Origin of the sequence: Citrobacter sp. Ca225 (genome assembly GCF_030337175.1) — a bacterium.
Taxonomy (GTDB): Bacteria; Pseudomonadota; Gammaproteobacteria; order Enterobacterales; family Enterobacteriaceae; genus Citrobacter_A; species Citrobacter_A amalonaticus.
In genome coordinates this window covers 155,569-181,052 of sequence record NZ_JAOWCD010000061.1, presented here as the reverse complement: position 1 = coordinate 181,052, position 25,484 = coordinate 155,569, and the positions used below count along the sequence as shown (strand labels likewise).

23 protein-coding genes and 1 pseudogene are annotated in these 25,484 nt (G+C 54.9%); 12 read left to right on the top strand and 12 right to left on the bottom strand.

The window, feature by feature from the left end; all coding sequences use genetic code 11:
* Window positions 1-91 precede the first annotated feature (91 nt).
* From carA to caiF, 3 genes are all read left to right on the top strand, one after another.
* Window positions 92-1,240 (top strand): glutamine-hydrolyzing carbamoyl-phosphate synthase small subunit, encoded by a 1,149-nt coding sequence (carA, locus tag OGW13_RS07570; protein WP_044255590.1) that lies wholly within the window; start codon window positions 92-94, stop codon window positions 1,238-1,240.
* 18 nt (window positions 1,241-1,258) lie between these two features.
* Window positions 1,259-4,483, top strand: a complete 3,225-nt coding sequence (carB, locus tag OGW13_RS07565; protein ID WP_287115851.1) for a carbamoyl-phosphate synthase large subunit — start codon at window positions 1,259-1,261, stop codon at window positions 4,481-4,483.
* Window positions 4,484-4,733: 250 nt separating this feature from the next.
* Window positions 4,734-5,123 (top strand): carnitine metabolism transcriptional regulator CaiF, encoded by a 390-nt coding sequence (gene caiF / locus OGW13_RS07560; RefSeq protein ID WP_042997987.1) that lies wholly within the window; start codon window positions 4,734-4,736, stop codon window positions 5,121-5,123.
* A gap of 44 nt (window positions 5,124-5,167) precedes the next feature.
* On the opposite strand, the gene caiE is transcribed toward caiF, so the two are convergent.
* The 6 genes from caiE to caiT form a co-directional block, all read right to left on the bottom strand.
* Window positions 5,168-5,764, bottom strand: coding sequence for a carnitine operon protein CaiE (caiE, locus tag OGW13_RS07555; RefSeq protein ID WP_042997986.1), 597 nt, complete (start codon window positions 5,762-5,764; stop codon window positions 5,168-5,170).
* A 49-nt stretch (window positions 5,765-5,813) separates the two neighbouring features.
* Window positions 5,814-6,599, bottom strand: coding sequence for a crotonobetainyl-CoA hydratase (gene caiD, locus OGW13_RS07550; RefSeq protein ID WP_042997985.1), 786 nt, complete (start codon window positions 6,597-6,599; stop codon window positions 5,814-5,816).
* Between the two features lie 52 nt (window positions 6,600-6,651).
* On the bottom strand, window positions 6,652-8,205 hold the full coding sequence (gene caiC, locus OGW13_RS07545) for a crotonobetaine/carnitine-CoA ligase (RefSeq protein WP_042997984.1): 1,554 nt from the start codon (window positions 8,203-8,205) through the stop codon (window positions 6,652-6,654).
* A 62-nt stretch (window positions 8,206-8,267) separates the two neighbouring features.
* Window positions 8,268-9,485: an L-carnitine CoA-transferase gene (caiB, locus tag OGW13_RS07540; RefSeq protein WP_044255581.1), complete on the bottom strand. Its 1,218-nt coding sequence runs from the start codon at window positions 9,483-9,485 to the stop codon at window positions 8,268-8,270.
* An 84-nt stretch (window positions 9,486-9,569) separates the two neighbouring features.
* Complete coding sequence (gene caiA, locus OGW13_RS07535) at window positions 9,570-10,712, bottom strand: crotonobetainyl-CoA dehydrogenase (protein ID WP_044255578.1); 1,143 nt, start codon at window positions 10,710-10,712, stop codon at window positions 9,570-9,572.
* A gap of 32 nt (window positions 10,713-10,744) precedes the next feature.
* Window positions 10,745-12,262, bottom strand: a complete 1,518-nt coding sequence (gene caiT / locus OGW13_RS07530; RefSeq protein WP_042997981.1) for an L-carnitine/gamma-butyrobetaine antiporter — start codon at window positions 12,260-12,262, stop codon at window positions 10,745-10,747.
* A gap of 478 nt (window positions 12,263-12,740) precedes the next feature.
* On the opposite strand from caiT, the gene OGW13_RS07525 reads away from it, so the two are divergent.
* Genes OGW13_RS07525 through fixX form a run of 4 tightly spaced genes read left to right on the top strand, consistent with a single transcriptional unit; the run spans window position 12,741 to window position 16,061 of the window.
* A complete protein-coding gene (locus OGW13_RS07525) occupies window positions 12,741-13,514 on the top strand; it encodes an electron transfer flavoprotein FixA (protein WP_042997980.1) in 774 nt (257 codons plus the stop codon).
* A gap of 12 nt (window positions 13,515-13,526) precedes the next feature.
* Entirely contained in the window at window positions 13,527-14,468 is a 942-nt protein-coding gene (locus OGW13_RS07520) for an electron transfer flavoprotein subunit alpha/FixB family protein (protein ID WP_042997979.1), read from the top strand.
* Window positions 14,469-14,490: 22 nt separating this feature from the next.
* Complete coding sequence (locus OGW13_RS07515; protein WP_287115850.1) at window positions 14,491-15,777, top strand: FAD-dependent oxidoreductase; 1,287 nt, start codon at window positions 14,491-14,493, stop codon at window positions 15,775-15,777.
* Window positions 15,774-16,061, top strand: coding sequence for a ferredoxin-like protein FixX (gene fixX / locus OGW13_RS07510; RefSeq protein WP_042997977.1), 288 nt, complete (start codon window positions 15,774-15,776; stop codon window positions 16,059-16,061). Before OGW13_RS07515 ends, fixX begins: the two co-directional genes overlap by 4 nt.
* On the opposite strand, the pseudogene OGW13_RS25830 reads toward fixX, so the two are convergent.
* Window positions 16,058-16,159, bottom strand: a pseudogene (locus OGW13_RS25830) (hypothetical protein); the annotation flags it as partial. The gene fixX and the pseudogene OGW13_RS25830 sit on opposite strands and share 4 nt — an antisense overlap.
* 40 nt (window positions 16,160-16,199) lie before the next feature.
* Here OGW13_RS25830 and OGW13_RS07505 point away from each other — a divergent pair.
* The 5 genes from OGW13_RS07505 (at window position 16,200) to folA (ending at window position 21,033) form a co-directional block, all read left to right on the top strand.
* Window positions 16,200-17,531 carry an MFS transporter gene (locus tag OGW13_RS07505; RefSeq protein WP_104446871.1) on the top strand — a complete coding sequence of 444 codons (1,332 nt, stop codon included), beginning with the start codon at window positions 16,200-16,202 and terminating at the stop codon, window positions 17,529-17,531.
* 102 nt (window positions 17,532-17,633) lie between these two features.
* The gene (locus OGW13_RS07500) at window positions 17,634-17,867 is read left to right on the top strand and encodes a YgdI/YgdR family lipoprotein (protein ID WP_042997976.1); all 234 of its coding nucleotides are present in this window, start codon (window positions 17,634-17,636) and stop codon (window positions 17,865-17,867) included.
* 103 nt (window positions 17,868-17,970) lie between these two features.
* Window positions 17,971-18,501: a glutathione-regulated potassium-efflux system oxidoreductase KefF gene (gene kefF / locus OGW13_RS07495; protein WP_042997974.1), complete on the top strand. Its 531-nt coding sequence runs from the start codon at window positions 17,971-17,973 to the stop codon at window positions 18,499-18,501.
* Window positions 18,494-20,356: a glutathione-regulated potassium-efflux system protein KefC gene (gene kefC / locus OGW13_RS07490; RefSeq protein ID WP_042997973.1), complete on the top strand. Its 1,863-nt coding sequence runs from the start codon at window positions 18,494-18,496 to the stop codon at window positions 20,354-20,356. The genes kefF and kefC overlap by 8 nt, the downstream gene beginning before the upstream one ends.
* Before the next feature lie 197 nt (window positions 20,357-20,553).
* On the top strand, window positions 20,554-21,033 hold the full coding sequence (folA, locus tag OGW13_RS07485) for a type 3 dihydrofolate reductase (protein WP_042997972.1): 480 nt from the start codon (window positions 20,554-20,556) through the stop codon (window positions 21,031-21,033).
* Between the two features lie 92 nt (window positions 21,034-21,125).
* On the opposite strand, the gene apaH is transcribed toward folA, so the two are convergent.
* Genes apaH through surA form a run of 5 tightly spaced genes read right to left on the bottom strand, consistent with a single transcriptional unit; the run spans window position 21,126 to window position 25,458 of the window.
* On the bottom strand, window positions 21,126-21,974 hold the full coding sequence (apaH, locus tag OGW13_RS07480; RefSeq protein WP_042997971.1) for a bis(5'-nucleosyl)-tetraphosphatase (symmetrical) ApaH: 849 nt from the start codon (window positions 21,972-21,974) through the stop codon (window positions 21,126-21,128).
* 10 nt (window positions 21,975-21,984) lie between these two features.
* Window positions 21,985-22,362, bottom strand: a complete 378-nt coding sequence (gene apaG / locus OGW13_RS07475; RefSeq protein WP_042997970.1) for a Co2+/Mg2+ efflux facilitator ApaG/CorD — start codon at window positions 22,360-22,362, stop codon at window positions 21,985-21,987.
* A 2-nt stretch (window positions 22,363-22,364) separates the two neighbouring features.
* Window positions 22,365-23,186 carry a 16S rRNA (adenine(1518)-N(6)/adenine(1519)-N(6))-dimethyltransferase RsmA gene (gene rsmA / locus OGW13_RS07470; protein WP_044255552.1) on the bottom strand — a complete coding sequence of 274 codons (822 nt, stop codon included), beginning with the start codon at window positions 23,184-23,186 and terminating at the stop codon, window positions 22,365-22,367.
* On the bottom strand, window positions 23,183-24,172 hold the full coding sequence (gene pdxA / locus OGW13_RS07465) for a 4-hydroxythreonine-4-phosphate dehydrogenase PdxA (RefSeq protein WP_042997968.1): 990 nt from the start codon (window positions 24,170-24,172) through the stop codon (window positions 23,183-23,185). Before pdxA ends, rsmA begins: the two co-directional genes overlap by 4 nt.
* Window positions 24,172-25,458 carry a peptidylprolyl isomerase SurA gene (surA, locus tag OGW13_RS07460; RefSeq protein ID WP_042997967.1) on the bottom strand — a complete coding sequence of 429 codons (1,287 nt, stop codon included), beginning with the start codon at window positions 25,456-25,458 and terminating at the stop codon, window positions 24,172-24,174. Before surA ends, pdxA begins: the two co-directional genes overlap by 1 nt.
* Window positions 25,459-25,484 lie beyond the last annotated feature (26 nt).

The following is a 25,484-nucleotide window of genomic DNA, read 5'->3' as shown; positions in this document are numbered from 1 at the left end:
AAATCCACGGGTAAGCAAATTTGCATTGATTCATGCTATGCGAATGCATTAATATGCAAATAAAGTGAGTGAATATTCTCTGGAGGGTGTTTTGATTAAGTCAGCGCTATTGGTTCTGGAAGACGGAACCCAGTTTCACGGTCGGGCCATAGGGGCAACAGGTTCGGCGGTTGGGGAAGTCGTTTTCAATACTTCAATGACCGGTTATCAAGAAATCCTCACTGATCCTTCCTATTCCCGCCAAATCGTTACTCTTACTTATCCCCATATCGGTAATGTCGGCACCAATGCCGCCGATGAAGAATCCTCCCAGGTCCATGCGCAAGGCCTTGTCATTCGTGACCTGCCGCTGATTGCGAGCAACTTCCGCAATACCGAAGACCTCTCTTCTTACCTGAAACGCCATAACATTGTGGCGATTGCCGATATCGATACCCGTAAGCTGACGCGTCTGCTGCGCGAGAAAGGGGCGCAAAACGGTTGCATTATCGCGGGCGATAACCCGGATGCGGCGCTGGCGCTGGAAAAAGCGAAAGCCTTCCCGGGCCTGAACGGCATGGATCTTGCCAAAGAAGTGACCACCACGGAATCTTACAGCTGGACCCAGGGGAGCTGGACGCTGGCGGGCGACCTGCCGGAAGCAAAGAAAGAAGACGAACTGCCGTTCCATGTTGTCGCCTATGACTTTGGCGCCAAGCGCAACATTCTGCGCATGCTGGTGGACAGAGGCTGCCGCCTGACGGTTGTCCCGGCAAAAACGTCGGCAGAAGATGTGCTGAAGATGAATCCGGACGGGATCTTCCTGTCGAACGGCCCTGGTGACCCGGCGCCATGCGATTACGCTATCGACGCAATTCAGAAATTCCTCGAGACCGATATTCCGGTGTTTGGCATTTGCTTAGGCCATCAGCTGCTGGCGCTGGCGAGTGGGGCAAAAACCGTGAAGATGAAATTCGGTCACCACGGTGGTAACCATCCGGTCAAAGATATCGACAACAATACGGTGATGATTACGGCCCAGAACCACGGCTTTGCGGTGGATGAAGCGTCCATGCCGGCCAATCTGCGTGTGACCCACAAGTCGCTGTTCGATGGCACCCTGCAAGGGATTCATCGCACCGACAAACCGGCATTCAGCTTCCAGGGCCACCCGGAAGCGAGCCCGGGTCCTCACGATGCCGCGCCATTGTTCGACCACTTTATCGAGTTAATTGAGCTTTACCGTCAGTCCGCGAAATAATCAGGAGTTAAGAGAGCCATGCCAAAACGTACAGACATAAAAAGTATCCTGATTCTGGGCGCGGGTCCGATTGTTATCGGTCAGGCGTGTGAGTTTGACTACTCCGGCGCGCAGGCGTGTAAAGCGCTGCGTGAAGAGGGGTACCGCGTCATTCTGGTGAACTCCAACCCCGCGACCATCATGACCGACCCGGAAATGGCCGATGCGACCTACATCGAGCCGATTCACTGGGAAGTCGTGCGCAAGATTATTGAGAAAGAGCGCCCGGACGCGGTGCTGCCGACCATGGGCGGTCAGACGGCGCTGAACTGTGCGCTGGAACTGGAGCGCCAGGGCGTGCTGGCCGAATTCGGTGTGACCATGATTGGTGCGACCGCCGATGCGATTGATAAAGCCGAAGACCGTCGTCGCTTCGATATCGCGATGAAGAAAATCGGTCTCGACACCGCGCGTTCGGGCATTGCCCATACGATGGAAGAGGCGCTGGCGGTAGCGGCTGACGTCGGCTATCCGTGCATCATCCGCCCGTCCTTTACCATGGGCGGCACTGGCGGCGGTATCGCCTACAACCGCGAAGAGTTTGAAGAAATTTGTACTCGCGGTCTGGATCTCTCCCCAACCAACGAGCTGCTGATTGATGAATCGCTGATTGGCTGGAAAGAGTACGAGATGGAAGTGGTGCGTGATAAAAACGACAACTGCATCATCGTCTGCTCTATTGAGAACTTCGACGCCATGGGCATTCACACCGGTGACTCCATCACTGTGGCTCCGGCCCAGACGCTGACCGACAAAGAATATCAAATCATGCGTAACGCCTCGATGGCGGTACTGCGTGAAATCGGCGTAGAAACCGGCGGTTCAAACGTGCAGTTCGCGGTGAACCCGAAAAACGGTCGCCTGATTGTGATCGAAATGAACCCGCGCGTATCCCGTTCCTCCGCGCTGGCGTCAAAAGCCACCGGCTTCCCGATTGCGAAAGTGGCGGCGAAACTGGCGGTGGGTTACACCCTTGATGAGCTGATGAATGACATCACTGGCGGTCGTACCCCGGCATCGTTCGAACCGTCCATCGACTACGTGGTCACTAAAATCCCACGCTTTAACTTCGAAAAATTCGTTGGTGCTAACGACCGTCTGACGACCCAGATGAAATCGGTCGGCGAAGTGATGGCGATTGGCCGCAGCCAGCAGGAATCTCTGCAAAAAGCGCTGCGCGGTCTGGAAGTGGGCGCCACCGGCTTTGACCCGAAAGTGAGCCTGGATGACCTGGAAGCGCTGACGAAAATCCGCCGCGAACTGAAAGACGCGGGCGCTGAGCGTATCTGGTATATCGCTGATGCCTTCCGTGCGGGCCTCTCCGTTGACGGTGTGTTCAACCTGACCAACATTGACCGCTGGTTCCTGGTTCAAATTGAAGAGCTGGTGCGTCTGGAAGAGAAAGTGGCAGAGCTGGGCATTAACGGCCTGACCCCTGACTTCCTGCGCCAGCTGAAACGCAAAGGCTTCGCCGATGCGCGTCTGGCTAAACTGGCCGGTGTCCGTGAAGCGGAAGTTCGCAAACTGCGCGACCAGTACAATCTGCACCCGGTCTACAAGCGTGTGGACACCTGCGCGGCAGAATTCGCCACCGATACCGCCTACATGTACTCCACGTATGAAGATGAGTGCGAGGCGAACCCGTCCGTTGACCGCGACAAAATCATGGTGCTTGGCGGCGGTCCAAACCGTATCGGCCAGGGGATCGAATTTGACTACTGCTGCGTACATGCCTCTCTGGCGCTGCGTGAAGACGGTTACGAAACCATCATGGTCAACTGTAACCCGGAAACGGTCTCTACTGACTATGACACTTCCGACCGCCTCTACTTTGAGCCGGTCACGCTGGAAGATGTGCTGGAAATCGTGCGCATTGAGAAGCCGAAGGGCGTGATCGTGCAGTACGGCGGCCAGACTCCGCTGAAACTGGCGCGTGCGCTGGAAGCAGCAGGCGTACCGGTTATTGGTACCAGCCCGGACGCAATTGACCGCGCAGAAGACCGTGAGCGTTTCCAGCATGCGGTGGACCGTCTGAAGCTGAAACAACCGGCCAACGCCACCGTGACGGCCATCGAACAGGCTGTCGAAAAAGCGAAAGAGATTGGCTATCCGCTGGTGGTGCGTCCGTCCTACGTGCTGGGCGGCCGGGCGATGGAAATCGTCTACGACGAAGCTGACCTGCGCCGCTACTTCCAGACCGCCGTTAGCGTTTCCAACGACGCGCCGGTTCTGCTCGACCGCTTCCTGGATGACGCGGTTGAAGTGGACGTTGACGCCATCTGCGACGGCGAAATGGTGCTGATTGGCGGCATCATGGAACACATCGAACAAGCGGGCGTCCACTCGGGTGACTCTGCCTGTTCTCTGCCGGCCTACACGCTGAGCCAGGAAATTCAGGATGTGATGCGCCAGCAGGTACAGAAACTGGCCTTCGAACTGCAGGTTCGCGGTCTGATGAACGTCCAGTTTGCGGTGAAAGATAACGAAGTCTACCTGATTGAAGTGAATCCACGTGCGGCGCGTACCGTACCGTTCGTCTCTAAAGCGACCGGCGTACCGCTGGCGAAAGTGGCGGCGCGTGTGATGGCCGGTAAATCGCTGACCGAACAGGGCGTGACCAAAGAAATTATCCCGCCGTACTACTCGGTGAAAGAAGTGGTGCTGCCGTTCAACAAATTCCCGGGCGTCGACCCGCTGTTAGGGCCAGAAATGCGCTCCACCGGGGAAGTGATGGGCGTGGGGCGTACCTTTGCGGAAGCGTTCGCCAAGGCGCAACTGGGCAGCAGTTCTACCATGAAAAAACAGGGCCGTGCGCTGCTCTCCGTACGTGAGGGCGACAAAGAGCGCGTGGTTGACCTGGCGGCGAAACTGCTGAAGCAGGGCTTTGAACTGGACGCCACCCACGGTACCGCGATTGTGCTGGGTGAAGCCGGTATCAACCCACGTCTGGTGAACAAGGTGCATGAAGGTCGTCCGCACATTCAGGACCGTATCAAGAATGGCGAATACACCTACATCATCAACACCACCGCAGGGCGTCGCGCCATTGAAGACTCCAGGGTGATTCGCCGTAGCGCACTACAGTACAAAGTGCACTACGACACCACGCTGAACGGCGGCTTTGCCACCGCGATGGCGCTGAATGCCGATGCAACAGAGAAAGTCATCTCTGTTCAGGAAATGCACGCGCAAATTAAAAAATAAGCGGCGGCATCATTTGCCCCGGTTTTAAAAACGGCTCCGGAAACGGAGCCGTTTTTTTATGCACTCAGTTCATTCCTGGAGATATATTGCGCAACAGGACAAATTTCATTGTAACAAGCAAGATTTGGCTCACACTAATGCGCCGCTAAGTTGCTTACTATCATTGAATCCCACAATTTAAATAGGGTCTTGTTTTGTATTTTTACGGACAGGGCATAACAAGATTTTTAATTTGTGAAATGGTGTGCTTATGTGTGAAAAATATGTTGAAAAGCCGCTTTATCTGTTAATTGCCGATTGGGTGATGGCAGAAAAGCGTTGGGTAAGTGCGAAAGAGATCGCGAAGCACTTTAATATGGATCACTGCAAAGCGATCAATACCGTCTCTTATATTCTCGCTGAGGTCGGGGAGATTAATTGCGAGACTAAGACTATCCCTAATCAACTGGAAGGTCGTGGATGTCAGTGTCAGCGCCTGGTCAGAGTGACGCATATTGATCCACAGCTGTATGCCCGCCTTGGGCATAGCGCGCAGGTGAAGATGGTCAGCAAATCGCCGCGGATGTCGGCGGTGCCGCCATCAGAACTAAACCGCGAGCAAAAATGGCAGATGATGTTGTCAAAAAGTATGCGTCGATAAGTTCGGTTTTGCCGGATGGTGCCTTGCGCCGCCATCCGGCATGATTACATGGCCGATTTAGGCTTCACCTCCGTTGTGCCCTTCAGGCGCGGCCGGTTTGCTTCAACCGCCGTTAATGGCGACGTTTCCCGTAGCGATGCCCGACAGCGTACGGCGAGATCCTGATATTCCTTCGTATTCAGCCGCTTCCAGTGCAGTTCCTGTTCGCTGACCTCACGCATAACGCGGGCTGGCGTGCCGACCAGCAACTGTCGTGCGGCGCCAGTAAATCCGGCTTTGACGAAACTCATGGCGGCGACAATGCTTTCGTCGCCGATCACCGCACCGTCCATGATCACGCTGTTCATGCCGACCAGTGCGTCCCGGCCTATCACGCAACCGTGCAGGATAGCACCGTGTCCGATGTGTCCATTCTCGCGTACCACCGTGTCCGTATCGCAGTAGCCATGCATGATGCAGCCATCCTGAAGGTTGGAGCCCGCTTCAAGGATTAAGCGGCCATAGTCCCCGCGCAGTGAGGCGAGTGGACCGACGTATACGCCAGCCCCTACGATGACATCGCCAATCAGTACTGCGCTGGGATGCACATACGCCTCGGGATGAACCACGGGAATTAAGCCTTCAAAGGCGTAAAAACTCATCGGCATTCCTCAATTGTTTTTTGCCGGATAAGCGCAGCACCATAAGGCATTAGCGTCCTTTCCAGACCGGATCGCGTTTTTCAGCAAACGCCTGCGGCCCTTCGAGCGCATCTTCGGAGTGCAGTACGGACGGATAGTGTTTCAGCACGCCGCTACGGATGAAACGATAAGCCTCTTCCACCGGCATTTCACTGGTTGTGCGGTAAATCTCTTTCAGCGCGGCGATGGCCAGTGGTGCGCTGTTCACCAGCTGTTGTGCCAGTTCACGCGCGCTGTCCATCAGTTCCTGCTGGCTGACCACGCGATTGACGATCCCCCAGCGCTGCGCTTCATCTGCATCCATGCGTCTGCCGGTCATGATCATTTCATTGACGATGGCCGGGGGCAGTATTTTCGGCAGACGCAGGACGCCGCCGCTGTCCGGTACGATGCCGAGTTTGGCTTCAGGGAGGGCAAAGCTGGCGTTATCGGCACAGACAATAAAGTCTGCGGCCAGCGCCAGTTCAAAGCCACCGCCGAATGCATAGCCATTGACGGCAGCGATCACCGGTTTGTCGAGATTGAAGATTTCAGTCAGGCCAGCGAATCCACCAGGGCCAAAATCGGCGTCTGGTGCTTCACCTTCCGCCGCGGCTTTTAAATCCCAACCGGCGGAAAAAAACTTCTCGCCTGCGCCGGTGACAATCGCCACGCGCAGTTCGGGATCGTCGCGAAAATTAAGAAAAACCTCACCCATCTGGAAACTGGTTTTGGCATCGATCGCATTTGCTTTTGGTCGATCCAATATAATTTCCAGAATCGATCCGTTGCGGGTTAAATGTAAAGATTCACTCATGGTTCATCTCCAAAAATAGGATGTCTGGCAGGGGTTATTCCTGCCTGTAGGGTTATTTCAGGTTTTTTTTGATTATTTTTCCTGAACAATTTCGCGGCAGGTCGGTTCTAATCTCCATAATTGAAGGGACTTTAAATTTCGCCATATTTTTTTCGCAGAAGCTGAAAAACTCTTCTTCACTGAGCGTTTCACCCTCGTTGAGAACTACAAAGGCTTTTATCGCTTCGTCACGAATTGAATCGTTAATTCCAATAACGACGATGTCCTGAATTTTGGGGTGTGCCGAAATAATATTTTCCAGCTCCACGCAGGAGACGTTTTCTCCCCCTCGTTTAATCATGTTGCAGCGGCGATCGACAAAATAGAAAAAACCGTCTTCGTCGCGATAGCCGGAATCACCGGTATGCAGCCAGCCGTTCGGCTCGAGCGCTTTGGCGGTGGCATCCGGCCTGCCGTAGTACTCTTTGAAAATCGTTTTACCCGGCACGCCCTTAATACAGATTTCCCCAATTTCACCGGCGGGCAGCGCACGGTTTTGCTCATCGCGAATTTCTGCTTCGTAACAAAAGCCGGGACGTCCAATAGAGGGCCAGCGTCGCTTATCACCGGGGCGATCGCCGATGATGCCGACAATGGTTTCCGTCATGCCGTAAGAGGTCAGCAGACGCACACCGAAGCGTTCAACAAATGCATCTTTTTCCTGCACTGACAGGTTGAGGTAATACATCACTTCCCGTAAACAGTGCTCTCTGTCCAGCGGTGATACGGGTTGAACCATCAGCGTTCTGATCATCATCGGGATGCATTCCGTGACGGTCGCGCGGTATTTACGCACTTGTCCCCAGAAAGCGCGGGCGCTGTATTTCTCTATCAGCACAAAGGTTGCGCCCGCCGAGAAGGCGGCCATAGCGGCAGTGCACTGACAGTCGATATGAAACGCAGGCATGACCGTCAGGTAAACATCGTCTTCGCGCAGGGCGCATTGCCACGACGAATAGTAGCCGGCAAAACGCAGGTTGTAATGGGTGATCACCACGCCTTTAGGGCGGGAAGTGGTGCCGGAGGTAAACAGGATCTCGGCCATGTCGTCCGTGGACAACGGTGGGGTATAGCGCAATGTCGTCGGCTGCTGATCCTTCAGCGTCGTGAAATGGCTTACGCCATCAGCGATCGGCAACGCCTCACCAATCAGGCAGATATGGCTAAGCGGCGTCGTCTTTGCCTGTTGGATCTGCCGATACATCGGATAAAAAGCGGCGCTGGTTACCAGCAACTGAACGTCACTGTTTTGCAGGATCCACGCGCTTTCTTCACGCAGCAGACGGGCATTGATCGGCACCATGACCGCGCCAATTTTCGCCAGCCCGAACCAGCAAAAGAAAAACTCCGGGCAGTTATCCAGATGCAGGGCGACCTTATCACCTTTGCGAATGCCCAACGAGTGGAAAAGGTTTGCTGTCCGATTGATTTCCTCGTTAAGCGAGGCGTAGCTGTACTGGCGCACGTCCCCTTCGCTGGATTCGCAAATCAGCGCTGTTTTACTGCCATAAACTTCGGCCAGATCGTCCCACATCTGGCGTAAGTGTTGTCCGCCAACGATATCCATTGCACTCCTGTCCATTTTCACAGGCGTTGTGCTAACCGGGCGAGCCGGTCAGCATTTCGCATTTAGTTCTCAACTTTGGCCAGACCCTTACTGACCAGTTCCTTAATGTCTGCGTCGTTGTAACCGATATTTTTCAGAATGGCGGCAGTGTCCATGCCGTGCGACGGCATGCCGCGCCAGATTTTCCCCGGATTGTTTTTGAATTTCGGCATGACGTTTGGCCCTTTGCAGGTGCGGCCATCCATCGTTTGCCACTGGGTAATGGATTCGCGGGCAACGTACTGCGGATTGCCTTCCAGCTCCGGAATGGTCAGCACTTTGGCGCAGGCGATATTCAGCTCGGCGAAACGCGCCTGCACTTCCTCGATGGTGTGTGCGGCCAGCCACGCATCCAGTTTTTCTTCGACCAGCGGTCCGTACGGGCACTCGACGCGGTGAATCAGTTGTGTTCCTTCCGGCACTTCCGGCGTACCGAGAATGTGCGCCAGACCGATGTCTTTAAAGCATTCGGTGACTTGGGTAATCCCGACCAGCTCCATCACGATGTAACCGTCGGCGCATTTATACAGCCCACAACCGGCGTAATAGGGGTCTTTACCTTTGGTCATGCGCGGGCAAATTTCACCGCCGTTGAAGTAATCCATCATGAAATACTGACCCATGCGCAGCATCACTTCGTACATCGCCACATCGATACTTTCGCCTTTGCCGGTTTCCCGCACCTTATGCAGTGCCGCCAGCGCGGCTGTGGTGGCCGTCATGCCGGAGAAGTAGTCGGCGGTGTACGGGAAGGCTGGCATCGGCTGATCAACGTCGCCGTTTTGGATCAGGTAACCGCTGAAGGCCTGAGCGATGGTGTTATAGGCCGGAAGGTTGGTGTACTCCTCGGTACCGTACTGGCCGAAGCCGGACAGGTGAGCGATAACCAGTTTCGGGTTATGTTGCCACAGAACCTCATCGGTAATCCCACGACGGGCAAACGCCGGACCTTTACTGGCTTCAATGAAGATATCGGTGGTTTCCATTAGTTTCAGAAACGCTTCCCGACCTTCATCTTTAAAAATATTCAGCGAGAGCGCGTGCAAATTACGCCGCGACAGCTGCGGATAGTTTGGCTGAACACGGATGGTATCGGCCCAGGCGACGTTCTCAATCCAGATAACTTCAGCGCCCCACTCGGCAAACATCTGACCGGCGAACGGCCCGGCGATTTCGATCCCGGAGAAGACAACCCGCAGCCCGGCAAGCGGCCCAAAAGCAGGCATTGGTAGACGATCCATAAAATGCTCCTGATAAATTTGTAGGCCTGATAAGACGCAAAGCATTGGCCCGGTAAGCACAGCGCCACCGGGCATGTCGCTGTCTTAACGGTATTGTTTCAGCACGGCACGACCGAGCGTCAGGATCTGCATTTCGTCAGAGCCGCCGGATACGCGGTCAACGCGCAGGTCACGCCAGAAGCGGGTGATGCGGTGGTTACCCGCAATCCCAACACCACCGAGAACCTGCATGGAGGTGTCCACGACTTCAAACGCCGCGTTGGCGCAGAAGTATTTACACATCGCCGCATCACCCGAGGTGATGGTACCGTTGTCGGCTTTCCATGCCGCTTCTAATAGCATGTTTTTCATGGAGTTTAATTTGATCGCCATATGGGCGAACTTCTCCTGGATCAACTGGAAACGACCGATCGTTTCGCCAAACTGCACGCGCTGGTTGGCGTAGCGCGCCGCATCTTCAAAGGCGCACATTGCTGTACCGTAGTTGGTGAGGGCTACCAGGAAACGTTCGTGGTCGAACTCTTCTTTTACGCGGTTAAAGCCGTTACCTTCCCGACCGAACATGTCTTTTTCGTCCAGCTCGACATCGTCAAAGTTGATTTCACAGCAGCTGTCCATGCGCAGACCCAACTTCTCAAGTTTGTTGACCTTGATGCCGGGTTTACTCATGTCGACAAACCATTCGGTATAGACAGGTTTATCCGGTGAAGCGCCGTCTCTTGCCATCACCACGATATAAGGGGTGTAGGCGCTACTGGTGATAAAACACTTACTACCATTAAGATAAACCTTACCATTTTTGCGGGTATAAGTGGTTTTCAGACTACCAACATCCGATCCCGCTCCCGGTTCGGTGATGGCGGAGTTCCACATTTGTTTCCCGGTTCCCTGGAACGCCATGATTTTATCGATCTGCTCCTGGGTGCCTTCGCGCAGGAAGGTATTAAACCCGCCCGGCAGCTGATACAGCACGTACGTAGGCGCACCGAGGCGTCCCAGTTCCATCCAGACGGCAGCCACGGTGACGAATCCGGCGTCCAGGCCGCCATGTTCTTCCGGGATCAGCAGGCTATCGATGCCCATGTCCGCCAGCGCTTTCACGAAACGCTCCGGATACACGCTGTCGCGATCGCATTCGGCAAAATAGGCTTCCCAGTTCTCACTGGCCATCAGTTCACGAATACCGGCGACAAACAGTTCCTGCTCATCATTGAAATTGAAATCCATCTTCTAACCTCTATGTCATGGGGTAATTAGGTTTATTTATCTTTCCAGTGCACTTTGGCGTCTTTGATAAAGGAGAGCGTCACCATAATGTTGACGAAGAACAGCGGGCAGCCCCCGGCGATAATCGCGGTTTGTATTGGCTTCAGGCCGCCGAGTGCCAGCAGCACGATGCCAATCACGCCGACCAGCACTGACCAGCCGATACGCACCAGTAACGGCGGCTCTTCGCCATCGCGCACTTCACGACAGGTCGACATTGCCAGGGTGTAAGAGCAGGCGTTGATCAGCGTAACGGTGGCAATAAAGCAGAGAATAAAGAATCCCCACATCGTGGCGGTGCTGAGCGGCAGGGCGGCCCAGGTTTCGATAATCGCGCGCGGCACGCCGTGATCGGCAATCAGTTGCGGGATGTTGATGATGTTTTTATCCATCAACAGCAGAGTGTTACTGCCCAGTACCGTCCACAGGATCCAGGTGGAGGCCGTCAGGCCCAGCACCATGCCAAAGCACAGTTCACGCACGGTACGACCGCGAGAGATACGCGCCAGGAAGATGCTCATCTGAATGGCGTAAATCACCCACCACGCCCAGTAGAAGACCGTCCAGCCCTGTGGGAAACCGCCTTTGGCGATCGGGTCGGTGTAGAACAGCATGCGCGGCAGATACATCAGCAGCGTCCCGACGGAGTCGGTGAAGTAGTTCATAATGAAGCTGGCGCCGCTGACGATGAACACCCAGCCGAGCATCAGGAAGCTCAGATAGCTGCGCACGTCACTGGCGATCCTGACCCCTTTTTGCAGGCCGCAGGCCACGCAAATGGCGTTAAGAATGATCCAGCAGGTAATGATGATCGCATCCAGTTGCAGCGTGTGCGGGATACCAAACAGGTACTGCATACATTCAGTGACCAGCGGCGTCGCCAGCCCAAGGCTGGTGCCCATCGCGAAGATCAGTGCGACCAGATAGAAGTTATCAATGATGGTGCCTAACAGACCTTTGGCGTGTTTTTCGCCGACCAGCGGCACCAGCGTGGAGCTGGGACGAATGACGTCCATCTTGCGCACAAAGAAGAAGTAGGCGAAGGCCACGGAGAGGAAGCTATAAGTCGCCCATGGCAGCGGTCCCCAGTGAAACAGGCTGTAAGCGAGGCCAATCTCTTTCGCTCCGGTAGAGTTAGGTTCCAGGCCAAACGGCGGCGTGGAGATGTAGTAGTAAATCTCTATCGATCCCCAGAACAGCACGGCGGCAGAGGTACAGGAGGCGAACATCATGAAGATCCAGCTGGCGGTGCTGAACTCCGGTTTCTCGTCACCTAATTTCTTTTTCGCGTAGGGACCAAACACCAGCCAGAACCAGCCGATGAGCATAATGACCATATACCACTCAAATGCCCATCCCCAGACATTGGTGACATAACTAAAGACGGCATTAATAACGACATTTGCGGCATCGAGATCGCGTACCGTTAGCCAGCAAAGTATTCCGACGATTATTAGCGGCGGGAAAAAAACCTTTGGCTCAATTCCAGACTTTCTCTTTTCATTTTTCATGAGTGAATTCCAGGTTGAAAACGAAATTTATTTAGCGTTCCCGTTTGTTTTATTTTTGTTTATTTTTATTAAATATTTGTTGATACCCGTTTAACCTCAGGACGCGTTGGCGAGTAACTCATAATGGGTATTCGTTTTGCGGCATTCTGTAATCTTTGTCACACTTTTTGTTTGGGGTGTTTTGGTGCGGACAGCTCTTAAAAATGTATATTTATCATTTGGTTAAATTCTAATTTGTTGGGTTTTTCACCGTTTGGCGTTCAATATTGGTGATCTGCCAGGCAATATTGAAAATATTTCTTTTGGACGCCGGATTTCAATATTGGTGAGGTGCTTAACAATATTGAAAGTTGCGAATATCAGTGTGTGACATTTTCAATATTGGTGATTATGGTTTTATTTCCGAATTAAAGAGCGTGATATCTGTATTTAACACCGCCGATATATATACGTTTCCTTCATGATTTCTGGAGATGCAATGAAGATAATTACTTGCTACAAGTGCGTACCTGATGAACAGGATATTGTCGTCAATCACGCAGATGGTTCATTAGATTTCAGCAAAGCAGATGGCAAAATCAGCCAGTACGACCTGAATGCGATTGAAGCGGCCTGCCAACTGAAACAGCAGGCCAGCGACGCGCAGGTGATCGCCCTGAGCGTGGGCGGCAAGGCGTTAACCAACGCGAAAGGGCGTAAGGATGTCCTCTCCCGCGGCCCGGACGAACTGGTGGTCGTCATTGACGATCGGTTCGAGCAGGCATTGCCACAGCAAACCGCCGCAGCGCTGGCTGCTGCCGCGCAAAAGTCGGGTTTTGATCTGATTCTCTGCGGCGATGGTTCCTCCGATCTCTACGCCCAGCAGGTCAGCCTGCTGGTAGGCGAAACGCTGAACATTCCCGCCATCAACGGCGTGAGCAAGATCCTCTCACTGACGGAAAGTACGCTGACCGTTGAACGTGAACTGGAAGATGAAATTGAAACGCTGAGCATTCCGCTGCCGGCGGTCGTGGCCGTTTCCACCGATATTAACTCTCCACAAATACCATCGATGAAAGCCATTCTGGGGGCGGCGAAAAAACCGGTTCAGGTCTGGTCAGCGGCGGACATTGGCTTTAGCGCCGGGGATGCCTGGTCCACGCAAACGGTGGCCGCACCGAAACAACGTGAGCGCCAGCGCATTGTGATTGAAGGCGATGGTGAAGAACAGATCGCTGCGTTTGCCGATAGTCTGCGCAAAATCATTAATTAAGAAGGGGATGTTATGAGCAAGTTTTCCAGCGTCTGGGTATTCAGCGATACCGTGTCTCGCCTGCCGGAACTGATGAGCGGCGCGCAGATTTTAGGTGAACAGATTAACGCATTTGTGCAAAGCGCCGATGAGGCAACCACGGCCATTCAGTTGGGCGCACATCACGTCTGGCAACTGAGCGGCAAGCCGGACGATCGTATGGTGGAAGATTATGCGGACGTGATGGCACAGACCGTTCGTCATCAGGGTGATTCTGGCCTGTTGCTGCTGCCCAACACCCGTCGCGGCAAACTGCTGGCGGCAAAACTGGGCTATCGCCTTGCCGCAGCGGTTTCTAATGATGCCAGCACCGTGACGCAGCAGGATGGCCGGGCGACGGTCAAACACATGGTGTATGGCGGCCTGGCGATGGGCGAAGAGACGCTCTCCACGCCGTTTGCGGTACTGACGCTCAGCAGCGGCACTTTTGAGGCGCAACAGCCTGATGCGACCCGCAGCGGCGAGACGCACAGCGTAGCCTGGCAGGCGCCGGAAATTACCGTCACGCGCACTGCCACGCAGCCACGTCAGAGTAACAGCGTTGATCTCGATAAAGCCCGGCTGGTGGTCAGCGTGGGACGCGGTATCGGCAGCAAAGAGAATATCTCACTGGCGCAAGCGCTGTGTCAGGCCATTGGCGCGGAGCTGGCCTGCTCGCGTCCGGTCGCCGAAAACGAGAAGTGGATGGAGCATGAGCGCTATGTCGGGATCTCGAATCTGATGCTCAAGCCGGAATTGTACCTGGCGGTGGGGATCTCCGGGCAGATCCAGCACATGGTGGGGGCAAACGGCGCGCAGACTATTTTTGCCATCAACAAAGACAAAAATGCGCCGATATTTCAGTACGCGGATTACGGCATTGTCGGCGATGCGCTGAAAATCCTGCCCGCGCTGACGACCGCACTGGCACGCTAAACCATTCAGGCAGGGAGTACGTATGTCCGAAGATATCTTTGATGCCATCATCGTGGGCGCGGGGCTTGCCGGTTCCGTCGCGGCCCTGGGGCTCGCCCGCGAAGGGGCCCAGGTGTTGGTTATCGAGCGCGGAAATTCCGCTGGCGCGAAGAATGTCACCGGTGGGCGCATCTATGCTCACAGTCTGGAGCGCATTCTTCCAGGCTTTGCTCAGCAGGCCCCTGTTGAACGGGTCATTACCCATGAAAAGCTCGCCTTTATGACCGATAACGGGGCGATGACCGTGGACTATCTCAACGGTGAAAAGGCTGGCCCGTCGCAGGTCTCTTATTCGGTGTTGCGCAGTAAATTTGACGCCTGGCTGATGGAGCAGGCGGAAGAGGCGGGCGCGCAGTTGATCACCGGGATCCGCGTGGATAACGTCGTGCAGCGCGATGGCAAAGTCGTTGGTGTAGAAGCGGACGGCGACATCATCGAATCGAAAGTGGTGATCCTAGCCGATGGCGTCAACTCCCTGCTGGCGGAAAAACTGGGAATGGCAAAACGCGTTGAGGCCTCGCACGTGGCGGTCGGCGTGAAAGAGCTGATCGAACTGCCGAAATCGGTGATTGAAGATCGCTTCCAGTTGCAGGGTAACGAAGGGGCGGCCTGTCTGTTCGCGGGATCGCCCACGGATGGCCTGATGGGCGGTGGCTTCCTGTATACCAACGAAAACACCCTGTCACTGGGGCTGGTATGCGGGCTTCATCATCTGAAAGAGGCGAAAAAATCGGTCCCGCAAATGCTGGAAGATTTCAAACAGCATCCGGCCGTTGCCCCGCTGATCGCGGGTGGCAAGCTGGTGGAGTACGCGGCACACGTGGTGCCGGAAGCAGGGATGAACATGCAGCCTGAGCTGGTGGGCGACGGCGTGCTGATTGCGGGCGACGCGGCGGGTATGTGTATGAATCTCGGCTTCACGATTCGCGGGATGGATCTCGCGGTGGCAGCAGGTGAAGCGGCGGCGAAAACGGTGCTTTCCGCCATGCAAAACAACGACTTTAGCCGTCAGGGGCTGGCGGAATATCGCCAGCATCTCGACAACGGTCCGATGCGCGATATGCGTATGTACCAGCGGTTGCCGGCGTTCCTCGATAACCCGCGCATGTTCACCCGCTACCCGGAAATGGTTGTTGGTATCGCCCGTGACCTCTTTACCGTCGATGGTAGTGCGCCGGTGCCGATGCGTAAGACGATCCTGCGCCATGCGAAGAAAGTGGGCTTCATCAACCTGATGAAGGATGGCATTAAAGGAGTGACCGTATTATGACTTCTCCCGTCAACGTAGACGTCAAGCTGGGCGTCAACAAATTCAATGTCGATGAAGAGCATCCGCACATCATCATGAAAACTGCGCCGGATAAGCAGGTGCTGGAAGTGTTGATCAAAGCCTGTCCGGCCGGGTTATACAAAAAGCAGGATGACGGCAGCGTGCGCTTTGATTATGCCGGATGCCTGGAGTGCGGAACGTGTCGAATTCTCGGACTTGATACGGCGCTGGAAAAATGGGAGTACCCACGCGGCACCTTCGGCGTGGAGTTTCGTTACGGTTAATGAGTACAGGTATACGCTCCACTGCCGGATGGCGGCGAAAACGCCTTATCCGGCCTACGGGGATAAGTAGGCCTGATAAGCGCAGCGCCATCAGGCAGTTAAGCACTAATGCCGAATGTCGGCAAACAGGACATTGCCATGCAACAGCCCAGGAACTTTGATGACATCCAGTTCTCCTCTATTCACCGCAGGATCATGCTGTGGGGAAGCGGTGGACCGTTTCTGGACGGTTATGTGCTGGTGATGATTGGCGTCGCGCTAGAACAGCTCACGCCTGCGCTGAAGCTGGATGCTGAGTGGATTGGCCTGTTGGGCGCGGGGACGCTGGCCGGGCTGTTTGTCGGCACCTCTTTGTTTGGCTATATCTCGGACAAAGTGGGGCGGCGCAAAATGTTTCTTATCGATATCATCGCTATTGGGGTGATATCGTTGGCCACTATGTTTGTCTCATCTCCGGTTGAACTGCTGGTGATGCGGGTGCTGATTGGCGTGGTGATTGGTGCGGATTATCCCATTGCCACCTCGATGATCACCGAATTTTCCAGTACCCGCCAACGTGCCTTCTCTATAAGCTTTATTGCGGCGATGTGGTACGTCGGCGCGACCTGCGCCGATCTGGTTGGTTACTGGCTCTATGACGTCGAGGGCGGCTGGCGCTGGATGCTGGGCAGCGCGGCGATCCCTTGCCTGTTGATCCTGATTGGTCGCTTCGATCTGCCCGAGTCTCCGCGCTGGCTGTTGCGTAAAGGCCGGGTCAAAGAGTGTGAAGCGATGATGATCAAGCTGTTCGGTGAGCCGGTTGCGTTCGATGAAGACACAGCGCAGGAGACGCGCTTTTTACAATTGTTTAATCGTCGCCACTTCCCGTTTGTGCTGTTTGTCGCCGCGATCTGGACCTGTCAGGTGATCCCGATGTTTGCCATTTACACCTTTGGTCCGCAGATCGTCGGCCTGTTGGGACTGGGGGCCGGGAAGAGCGCAGCGCTGGGGAATGTGGTGATCAGCCTGTTCTTTATGCTGGGTTGTATTCCGCCAATGTTCTGGCTGAACAGCGCGGGGCGGAGGCCGCTGCTGATTGGCAGCTTCGTGATGATGACGCTGGCGTTGGCGGTGCTGGGGCTGATCCCGGAAATGGGGATCTGGCTGGTGGTAACGGCATTCGCAGTGTACGCCTTTTTCTCCGGCGGACCGGGGAATTTGCAATGGCTCTATCCCAATGAACTGTTCCCGACCGACATTCGCGCCTCCGCAGTGGGGGTTATCATGTCGTTGAGTCGTATCGGTACCATCCTCTCGACCTGGGCGCTGCCTATTTTCATTACTAAATATGGTATTAGTCAGGTGATGCTGATGGGGGCGGGGATCTCGTTGGTCGGGTTGCTGGTCTCCATTGCCTTCGCGCCAGAAACGCGCGGTCTGACGCTTGCCCAGACCAGTACGATGACGATTCGCAGGAAACCGTTGTGTTAAGGTGAGTCTTCAGAGTGTTCTGTATTTCCCCTCAACCTCAGTCAGTGCGTCTACAGTTAATGGGTATATCACTGAAAATGACTGAAAAGCAGGGAGAACACCATGCAAAAGAAACTATTAATCGCTTCCCTTTTCACCGCAGCAACCGTCTTTACTCTCGCAGGCTGCTCCTCGAACCAGGCTGTGCGTACGACCGATGGCCGAACCATTGTCACCGACGGTAAACCGCAGGTAGACGATGACACGGGCCTGGTCTCCTACAAAAATGCCGAAACGGGTCAGACGGAGCAAATTAACCGCGATCAGGTGAAAAATATGAGCGAGCTGGATAACTAGTTCAATTTTCCCCATTCATCCGCTCAATAATATTCACTATTAGCCTGTTGGTTTACTGACTACACTCTCTTATAAAACAGAGTGGTAAAATAACAGGCTAATCATGATTCTTATCATTTATGCGCATCCTTATCCGCAGCATTCGCATGCGAATAAACGGATGCTTGAGCAGGCAAGGACGCTGGAAGGCGTCGAAGTTCGTTCTCTCTATGAACTCTACCCTGATTTCAATATCGATATCGCTGCGGAACAAGAGGCGCTTTCTCGCGCTAACCTGATCGTCTGGCAGCATCCCATGCAATGGTACAGCGTTCCCCCCCTACTCAAACTGTGGATGGATAAAGTGCTTTCCCACGGCTGGGCCTATGGTCACGGCGGGACCGCGCTGCGCGGTAAGCAAGTCATGTGGGCGGTGACTACTGGCGGCGGCGATAATCACTTCGATATCGGCTCGCATCCGGGGTTTGACGTACTCTCACAGCCGCTCCAGGCGACAGCCATCTACTGCGGGCTCAACTGGCTTGCGCCGTTTGCAATGCACTGTACGTTTATTTGCGACGACGAAACGCTGCAGGCGCAGGCGCGTCATTACAAGCAACGACTGATGGAATGGCAGGAGGCGCACAATGGATAGCCATACGCTCATACAGGCGCTGATTTATCTTGGGTCGGCGGCGCTGATCGTGCCGATTGCCGTCCGGTTGGGCTTAGGCTCGGTGCTGGGTTATCTCATTGCGGGGTGCATCATCGGCCCCTGGGGGTTACGTCTGGTGACCGATGCCGAATCTATTCTGCACTTTGCTGAAATCGGCGTGGTGCTGATGCTGTTTGTCATTGGCCTGGAGCTTGATCCCCAGCGGCTATGGAAACTGCGCGCTTCAGTGTTTGGCGGCGGCGCGCTACAGATGGTGGTCTGCGGCGGCCTGATTGGTCTGTTTTGTATGTTCCTCGGTCTGCGATGGCAGGTGGCGGAACTGATTGGTATGACGCTGGCGCTCTCCTCCACGGCGATAGCTATGCAGGCGATGAATGAGCGCAACCTGACCGTTTCGCAGATGGGACGCAGCGCCTTTGCTGTGCTGCTGTTCCAGGACATCGCGGCGATTCCGCTGGTGGCAATGATTCCGCTACTGGCGACCAGCGGGGCGTCAACCACGCTTGGCGCATTCGCGCTGTCGGCACTGAAAGTGGCTGGTGCGTTAGTCCTGGTGGTACTGCTGGGGCGCTATGTGACCCGCCCGGCGCTGCGTTTCGTTGCGCGTTCTGGCCTGCGCGAAGTCTTCAGCGCCGTGGCGCTGTTTCTGGTCTTTGGCTTCGGGCTGTTGCTTGAAGAAGTTGGGCTGTCGATGGCGATGGGGGCGTTCCTGGCTGGCGTATTGCTGGCAAGCTCTGAGTATCGCCACGCGCTGGAAAGCGACATCGAGCCGTTTAAGGGGCTGCTGCTGGGGCTGTTTTTCATCGGTGTCGGCATGTCTATCGACTTCGGGACGCTTATCGATAATCCACTCCGTATCATCATTCTGCTGGTCGGTTTCCTGGTGATTAAAACCGGGATGCTATGGCTGATTGCCCGTCCTTTACAGGTGCCGAATAAGCAGCGCCGCTGGTTTGCGGTACTCCTCGGACAGGGCAGTGAGTTCGCGTTTGTGGTCTTTGGGGCGGCGCAGATGGCGAACGTGCTCGATCCACAATGGGCGAAGGCGCTGACGCTGGCGGTGGCACTGTCGATGGCCGCGACGCCGATTTTCCTGGTCATCCTTACGCGAATGGAGAAATCCGCTTCCGGTGAAGAGCGGGAAGCCGATGAAATTAATGAAGAACAGCCGCGGGTGATTATTGCCGGATTTGGCCGCTTCGGGCAGATCACCGGTCGTTTACTGCTCTCCAGCGGTGTGAAGATGGTCGTTCTCGATCACGATCCGGACCACATCGAGACGCTGCGTAAATTTGGCATGAAGGTGTTCTACGGTGATGCGACGCGGATGGACCTGCTGGAGTCCGCCGGGGCGGCGAAAGCGGAAGTGCTGATCAACGCCATTGACGATCCGCAAACCAACCTGGAGCTGACGGAGATGGTAAAAGACCATTTCCCGAACCTGCAAATTATTGCCCGGGCACGCGATGTCGATCATTACATTCGTTTGCGCCAGGCGGGCGTCGAGCAACCAGAACGTGAAACGTTTGAAGGCGCGCTTAAAACCGGGCGTCTGGCGCTGGAAAGTCTTGGGCTTGGCCGCTATGAAGCGCGTGAACGCGCGGACCTGTTCCGTCGCTTTAATACGCAAATGGTAGAAGAGATGGCGAAAGGTGAAGATGATGCCACCTCCCGTGCGGCAGTCTATAAACGGACCAGCGCGATGCTGAGCGAAATCATCACCGAGGATCGCGAACATCTGTCGTTGATTCAGCGTCATGGCTGGCAGGGGACTGAGGAAGGCAAACACACGGGAGACGTTGCTGATGAGCCAGAAGTTAAACCGTCAACCTAAGTCAAAAATGTGATGTACTGCAAACTTTACTGTTAACCAATTGTTTTTGAACTACTGTAATGCCGGGAGTCCACTGACAAGTCGTGGACTCGCCAGCAGATCGGAAAATTTTCGTGCTCTTCTTCTGTTCGTTAGTCGACGAAAGATTGCTCTTTCCGTATAGTGGCGACAATTTTTTTTGCTCCGGGAAATATTCAATGATCAGTCTGATTGCTGCGTTAGCGGTAGATCGCGTTATTGGCATGGAAAACGCCATGCCGTGGAATCTGCCTGCGGATCTCGCCTGGTTTAAACGTAATACGTTAAATAAACCTGTCGTTATGGGACGCCATACCTGGGAATCCATCGGCCGACCGTTGCCGGGACGTAAGAACATCGTCATCAGCAGCCAGCCGGGTACTGACGATCGCGTGCAGTGGGTGAAATCGGTTGATGAAGCGATTACCGCCTGTGGTGATGCGCCAGAAATTATGGTGATTGGCGGTGGTCGTGTGTACGAGCAGTTCCTGCCCAAAGCGCAGAAACTGTATCTGACGCACATTGATGCGGAAGTGGAAGGGGATACGCATTTCCCGGACTACGAGCCGGACGACTGGGAATCGGTGTTCAGCGAGTTTCACGACGCTGACGGGCAGAATTCACACAGCTATTGCTTCGAAATTCTGGAACGTCGCTAAGCGATGAGTGCCGGATGGCGACGCTTAGCGTCTTATCCGGCCTACGAGATGGTTTGTAGGCCGGATAAGCGTAGCGCCATCAGGCAAACAGATCAGGCGTTAACGGCTTCGCCTTCATTCAGATCCATCTGCCGGTTTGACGGCTGCACAAAGTACTGCTTATCTTCCCAGCGCAGGCAGGTTAAATTTCCTCCCCAGCAGCACCCGGTATCCAGCGCATAGATTCCCTCCGGCGTTCCTTTTCCTTCCAGAGACGCCCAGTGACCAAACGCAATGCTGTAGGCTTCGCTGACCGGTCCGGGAATGGCAAACCACGGTTTCAACGGTGCCGGGGCATCCTCCGGGGACTCTTTGCTGTACATATCCAGTTGCCCGTTCGGGAAGCAGTAACGCATCCGGGTAAAGGCGTTGGTGATAAAGCGCAGGCGTGCCAGTCCGGTCAGTTCCGGCGTCCAGTTATTTGGCATGTCGCCATACATGGCGTCGAGGAAGAAGGGGTAAGAGTCACTCGACAGCACCGCTTCAACATCGCGCGCGCAGTCTTTGGCAGTCTGCAAATCCCACTGCGGTGTGATACCCGCATGCGCCATCACCAGTTTTTTCTCTTCATCTATCTGCAACAGCGGTTGGCGACGCAGCCAGTTGAGCAGTTCGTCTGCGTCCGGCGCTTCCAGCAGCGGACTCAGGCGGTCTTTCGGTTTGTTACGACTGATACCGGCGAAGACCGCCAGCAGATGCAGGTCGTGATTACCCAGCACCAGGCGCACGCAGTCACCGAGTGATTTCACATAACGCAGCACGTCCAGTGAACCTGGGCCACGAGCAACCAGATCCCCCGTCAGCCACAGGGTATCGCTTTCAGGGGTAAAATTGACTTGTTGTAGCAATGCGATCAGTTCGTCGTAGCAACCGTGAACGTCGCCAATAAGGTATGTTGCCATAGCTATTGTTTTAGTGAATGAGAGTGGAAACGGCGAGTCGGAAAACCGGAATATCGATGGTAAAGGCGACGCCGTTCTCATCAATCATTTCGTAATGACCCTGCATCGTGCCCAGCGGCGTTTCGATAACAGCGCCGCTGGTGTACTGGTACTCTTCGCCAGGCTCAATGTGCGGCTGAACGCCAACCACACCTTCTCCCTGGACTTCAGTTTCTCGGCCATGACCGTTGGTGATCAACCAATAGCGTCCCAGTAGCTGCACGGGCGCTCGCCCCAGATTGCGGATGGTTACGGTGTAGGCAAAAACGTAACGGTCATCTTCAGGTGAGGATTGCGCTTCAATATAGACGCTTTGGACCTGAATACACACTCGGGGCGAATTGATCATGCTTAACTCTCCTTCGATGGCGCGTGTTCTGACAGATAGTTCGCCATCTGGCAGTACTGCGCGACAGAGATATTTTCCGCTCGCATTGCCGGGTCAATACCCAGTTCCGTCATGACCTCAACGCTGAACAGATTGCCGAGGCTGTTACGAATCGTTTTACGGCGCTGGTTGAACGCTTCTGTGGTGATGCGGCTCAACAGGCGAATATCGTTGACCGGATAGGGCATCGTAGTGTGCGGCACCAGGCGCACCACGGCGGAATCGACTTTTGGCGGCGGCGTGAAGGCGGACGGCGGCACTTCAAGCACCGGGATCACGTTGCAATAATATTGCGCCATGACGCTTAAGCGACCATACGCCTTACTGTTTGGTCCTGCAACCAGACGATTCACCACCTCTTTTTGCAACATAAAGTGCATATCGGCAATGGCATCAGTATAGCTAAACAGGTGGAACATCAGCGGCGTAGAGATGTTATAAGGCAGGTTACCAAACACGCGTAGCGGTTGACCCATCTTTTCAGACAATTCGCCGAAATTCATGGTCATGGCGTCCTGCTGATAGATAGTCAGCTTGGGGCCCAGGAAGGGATGCGTTTGCAGACGCGCGGCCAGATCGCGGTCCAGTTCAATGACCGTCAGCGCATCCAGACGTTCGCCAACCGGCTCCGTCAACGCAGCCAGACCGGGGCCGATTTCGACCATCGCCTGACCCTTCTGCGGGTTAATGGCGGAGACAATGCTGTCGATCACAAACTGATCGTTGAGGAAGTTTTGCCCGAAGCGTTTACGGGCTAAGTGGCCCTGATGGACTCGATTATTCATTGGGTATTAACAATCATTTTGATGGCGAGATTAAGCGCCGTAATAAAACTGCCGACATCAGCTTCACCCCGGCCCGCCAGTTCAAGCGCGGTACCGTGATCCACCGAGGTACGAATAAAAGGCAGGCCCAGCGTGATATTCACGCCGCGACCAAATCCCTGGTATTTTAGCACGGGGAGACCCTGATCGTGGTACATCGCCAGTACCGCATCAGCATGTTGCAGATATTTGGCCTGAAACAACGTGTCGGCGGGTAATGGACCTGTCAATTTCATCCCCTGCGCGCGGAGCGTATCGAGCACCGGAACGATCGTGTCGATCTCCTCGCTGCCCATATGCCCCCCTTCACCGGCATGCGGATTCAGACCACAGACCAGCACGTGCGGATCGTCCACGCCAAATTTGGTGCGCAGATCGTGATGCAGAATGCCAATCACTTCGTGCAGCAGTGCTGGTGTAATGGCATCGGCGACGTCACGCAGCGGCAGATGGGTCGTTGCCAGTGCGACGCGTAACTCCTCCGTCGCCAGCATCATCACCACTTTTTTCGCCTGCGAGCGCTCTTCAAAAAACTCGGTGTGACCGGTGAAAGGCACGCCCGCGTCGTTGATAACGCCCTTATGCACAGGGCCCGTAATCAGCGCCGCAAATTCACCCTCTACACAACCGTCACAGGCACGGGCCAGCGTCTGCACCACATACTCGCCATTCTCCACGGCCAACTGCCCAGGAACGACGGGCGCACGAAGCGCGACCGGTAACAGCGTAAGCGTGCCGGCAGTCTGCGGTTTAGCAGGCCTTTGCGGGGAGTAAGGGCGTAATGTGAGGGGAAGACCGAGCATTGCTGCCCGGTCAGTCAATACCGTGGCATCGGCACAGACCACCAGTTCAACCGGCCAGTCGCGCTGGGCAAGTTGAACGACGAGATCCGGACCAATCCCGGCGGGTTCGCCGGGAGTGATCACTACGCGTTGAGCAACCGTCATTAATTGCTCAGGATTTTAACGTAAGCGCTGGCGCGTTGTTCCTGCATCCAGGTTGCTGCTTCTTCTGAGAACTTCCGGTTCATCAGCATACGGTAAGCGCGATCTTTCTGCGCGGCGTCGGTTTTATCGACGTTACGCGTATCCAGCAGTTCGATCAGGTGCCAACCGAAAGAGGAGTGCACCGGTGCGCTCATCTGGCCTTTGTTCATGCGGGTTAACGCATCACGGAATGCCGGATCGAAAATGTCCGCAGCCGCCCAGCCCAGATCGCCGCCCTGGTTAGCCGAGCCGGGATCCTGAGAAAACTCTTTCGCTGCGGCAGCAAAGGTGGTTTTACCGCTCTTAATATCAGCGGCGATTTGCTCAAGCTTCAGACGCGCCTGCTGATCGGTCATGATCGGCGACGGCTTCAACAGAATATGGCGGGCATGAACTTCGGTCACGGAGATGCTCTGGCTCTGGCCGCGCATATCATTCACTTTCAGGATATGGAAGCCGACACCTGAACGAATCGGGCCAACGATGTCGCCTTTCTTCGCGGTACTCAGCGCCTGAGCAAAAATGCCTGGCAGTTCCTGAATACGACCCCAACCCATCTGGCCGCCTTTCAGCGCCTGCTGGTCAGCAGAGTAGGTGATCGCCAGTTTGCCGAAGTCGCTGCCGTTACGGGCTTGATCGACAATGGAACGCGCCTGAGATTCTGCTTCGTTCACCTGGTCAGACGTTGGGTTTTCCGGCAGTGGGATCAGGATGTGGCTCAGGTTCAGCTCCGTACTGGCATCATTTTGATTGCCAACCTGCTGCGCCAGCGCATCCACTTCCTGCGGCAGGATCGTCACGCGGCGGCGCACTTCGTTGTTACGCACTTCAGAGATGGTCATCTCTTTACGGATCTGATTACGGTAGGTTGAGTAGCTCAGACCATCGTAAGCCAGACGGCTTCGCATCTGGTCCAGCGTCATGTTGTTCTGTTTAGCGATATTGGCAATCGCCTGATCAAGCTGTTCGTCAGAGATTTTTACGCCCATCTTCTGACCCATCTGCAGGACAATCTGATCCATGATCAGACGTTCCAGGATCTGATGACGCAGCGTAGCGTCGTCCGGAAGCTGTTGACCAGCCTGGTTGGCGTTCAATTTGACAGACTGCATCAGGCCATCAACGTCGCTTTCCAGTACCACACCGTTATTTACGACGGCTGCGACTTTATCGACTACCTGCGGGGCAGCGAAACTGGTATTCGCGATCATGGCGATACCGAGAAGCAGCGTTTTCCAGTTCTTCATACTTTTTCCATTTCAATTAACCGCAC

What these genes read in the sequence shown, in the direction of transcription:
- carB (WP_287115851.1), top strand. Translation starts at nt 1,259, where the DNA reads ATGCCAAAACGTACAGACATAAAAAGTATCCTGATTCTGGGCGCGGGT.
- caiT (WP_042997981.1), bottom strand. Translation starts at nt 12,262, where the DNA reads ATGAAAAATGAAAAGAGAAAGTCTGGAATTGAGCCAAAGGTTTTTTTC.
- OGW13_RS07515 (WP_287115850.1), top strand. Translation starts at nt 14,491, where the DNA reads ATGTCCGAAGATATCTTTGATGCCATCATCGTGGGCGCGGGGCTTGCC.
- OGW13_RS07505 (WP_104446871.1), top strand. Translation starts at nt 16,200, where the DNA reads ATGCAACAGCCCAGGAACTTTGATGACATCCAGTTCTCCTCTATTCAC.
- pdxA (WP_042997968.1), bottom strand. Translation starts at nt 24,172, where the DNA reads ATGACGGTTGCTCAACGCGTAGTGATCACTCCCGGCGAACCCGCCGGG.
- surA (WP_042997967.1), bottom strand. Translation starts at nt 25,458, where the DNA reads ATGAAGAACTGGAAAACGCTGCTTCTCGGTATCGCCATGATCGCGAAT.
- folA (WP_042997972.1), top strand. Translation starts at nt 20,554, where the DNA reads ATGATCAGTCTGATTGCTGCGTTAGCGGTAGATCGCGTTATTGGCATG.
- OGW13_RS07525 (WP_042997980.1), top strand. Translation starts at nt 12,741, where the DNA reads ATGAAGATAATTACTTGCTACAAGTGCGTACCTGATGAACAGGATATT.
- fixX (WP_042997977.1), top strand. Translation starts at nt 15,774, where the DNA reads ATGACTTCTCCCGTCAACGTAGACGTCAAGCTGGGCGTCAACAAATTC.
- apaG (WP_042997970.1), bottom strand. Translation starts at nt 22,362, where the DNA reads ATGATCAATTCGCCCCGAGTGTGTATTCAGGTCCAAAGCGTCTATATT.
- caiB (WP_044255581.1), bottom strand. Translation starts at nt 9,485, where the DNA reads ATGGATCGTCTACCAATGCCTGCTTTTGGGCCGCTTGCCGGGCTGCGG.
- OGW13_RS07500 (WP_042997976.1), top strand. Translation starts at nt 17,634, where the DNA reads ATGCAAAAGAAACTATTAATCGCTTCCCTTTTCACCGCAGCAACCGTC.
- OGW13_RS07520 (WP_042997979.1), top strand. Translation starts at nt 13,527, where the DNA reads ATGAGCAAGTTTTCCAGCGTCTGGGTATTCAGCGATACCGTGTCTCGC.
- apaH (WP_042997971.1), bottom strand. Translation starts at nt 21,974, where the DNA reads ATGGCAACATACCTTATTGGCGACGTTCACGGTTGCTACGACGAACTG.
- caiD (WP_042997985.1), bottom strand. Translation starts at nt 6,599, where the DNA reads ATGAGTGAATCTTTACATTTAACCCGCAACGGATCGATTCTGGAAATT.
- caiA (WP_044255578.1), bottom strand. Translation starts at nt 10,712, where the DNA reads ATGGATTTCAATTTCAATGATGAGCAGGAACTGTTTGTCGCCGGTATT.
- kefC (WP_042997973.1), top strand. Translation starts at nt 18,494, where the DNA reads ATGGATAGCCATACGCTCATACAGGCGCTGATTTATCTTGGGTCGGCG.
- caiC (WP_042997984.1), bottom strand. Translation starts at nt 8,205, where the DNA reads ATGGATATCGTTGGCGGACAACACTTACGCCAGATGTGGGACGATCTG.
- caiE (WP_042997986.1), bottom strand. Translation starts at nt 5,764, where the DNA reads ATGAGTTTTTACGCCTTTGAAGGCTTAATTCCCGTGGTTCATCCCGAG.
- rsmA (WP_044255552.1), bottom strand. Translation starts at nt 23,186, where the DNA reads ATGAATAATCGAGTCCATCAGGGCCACTTAGCCCGTAAACGCTTCGGG.
- kefF (WP_042997974.1), top strand. Translation starts at nt 17,971, where the DNA reads ATGATTCTTATCATTTATGCGCATCCTTATCCGCAGCATTCGCATGCG.
- caiF (WP_042997987.1), top strand. Translation starts at nt 4,734, where the DNA reads ATGTGTGAAAAATATGTTGAAAAGCCGCTTTATCTGTTAATTGCCGAT.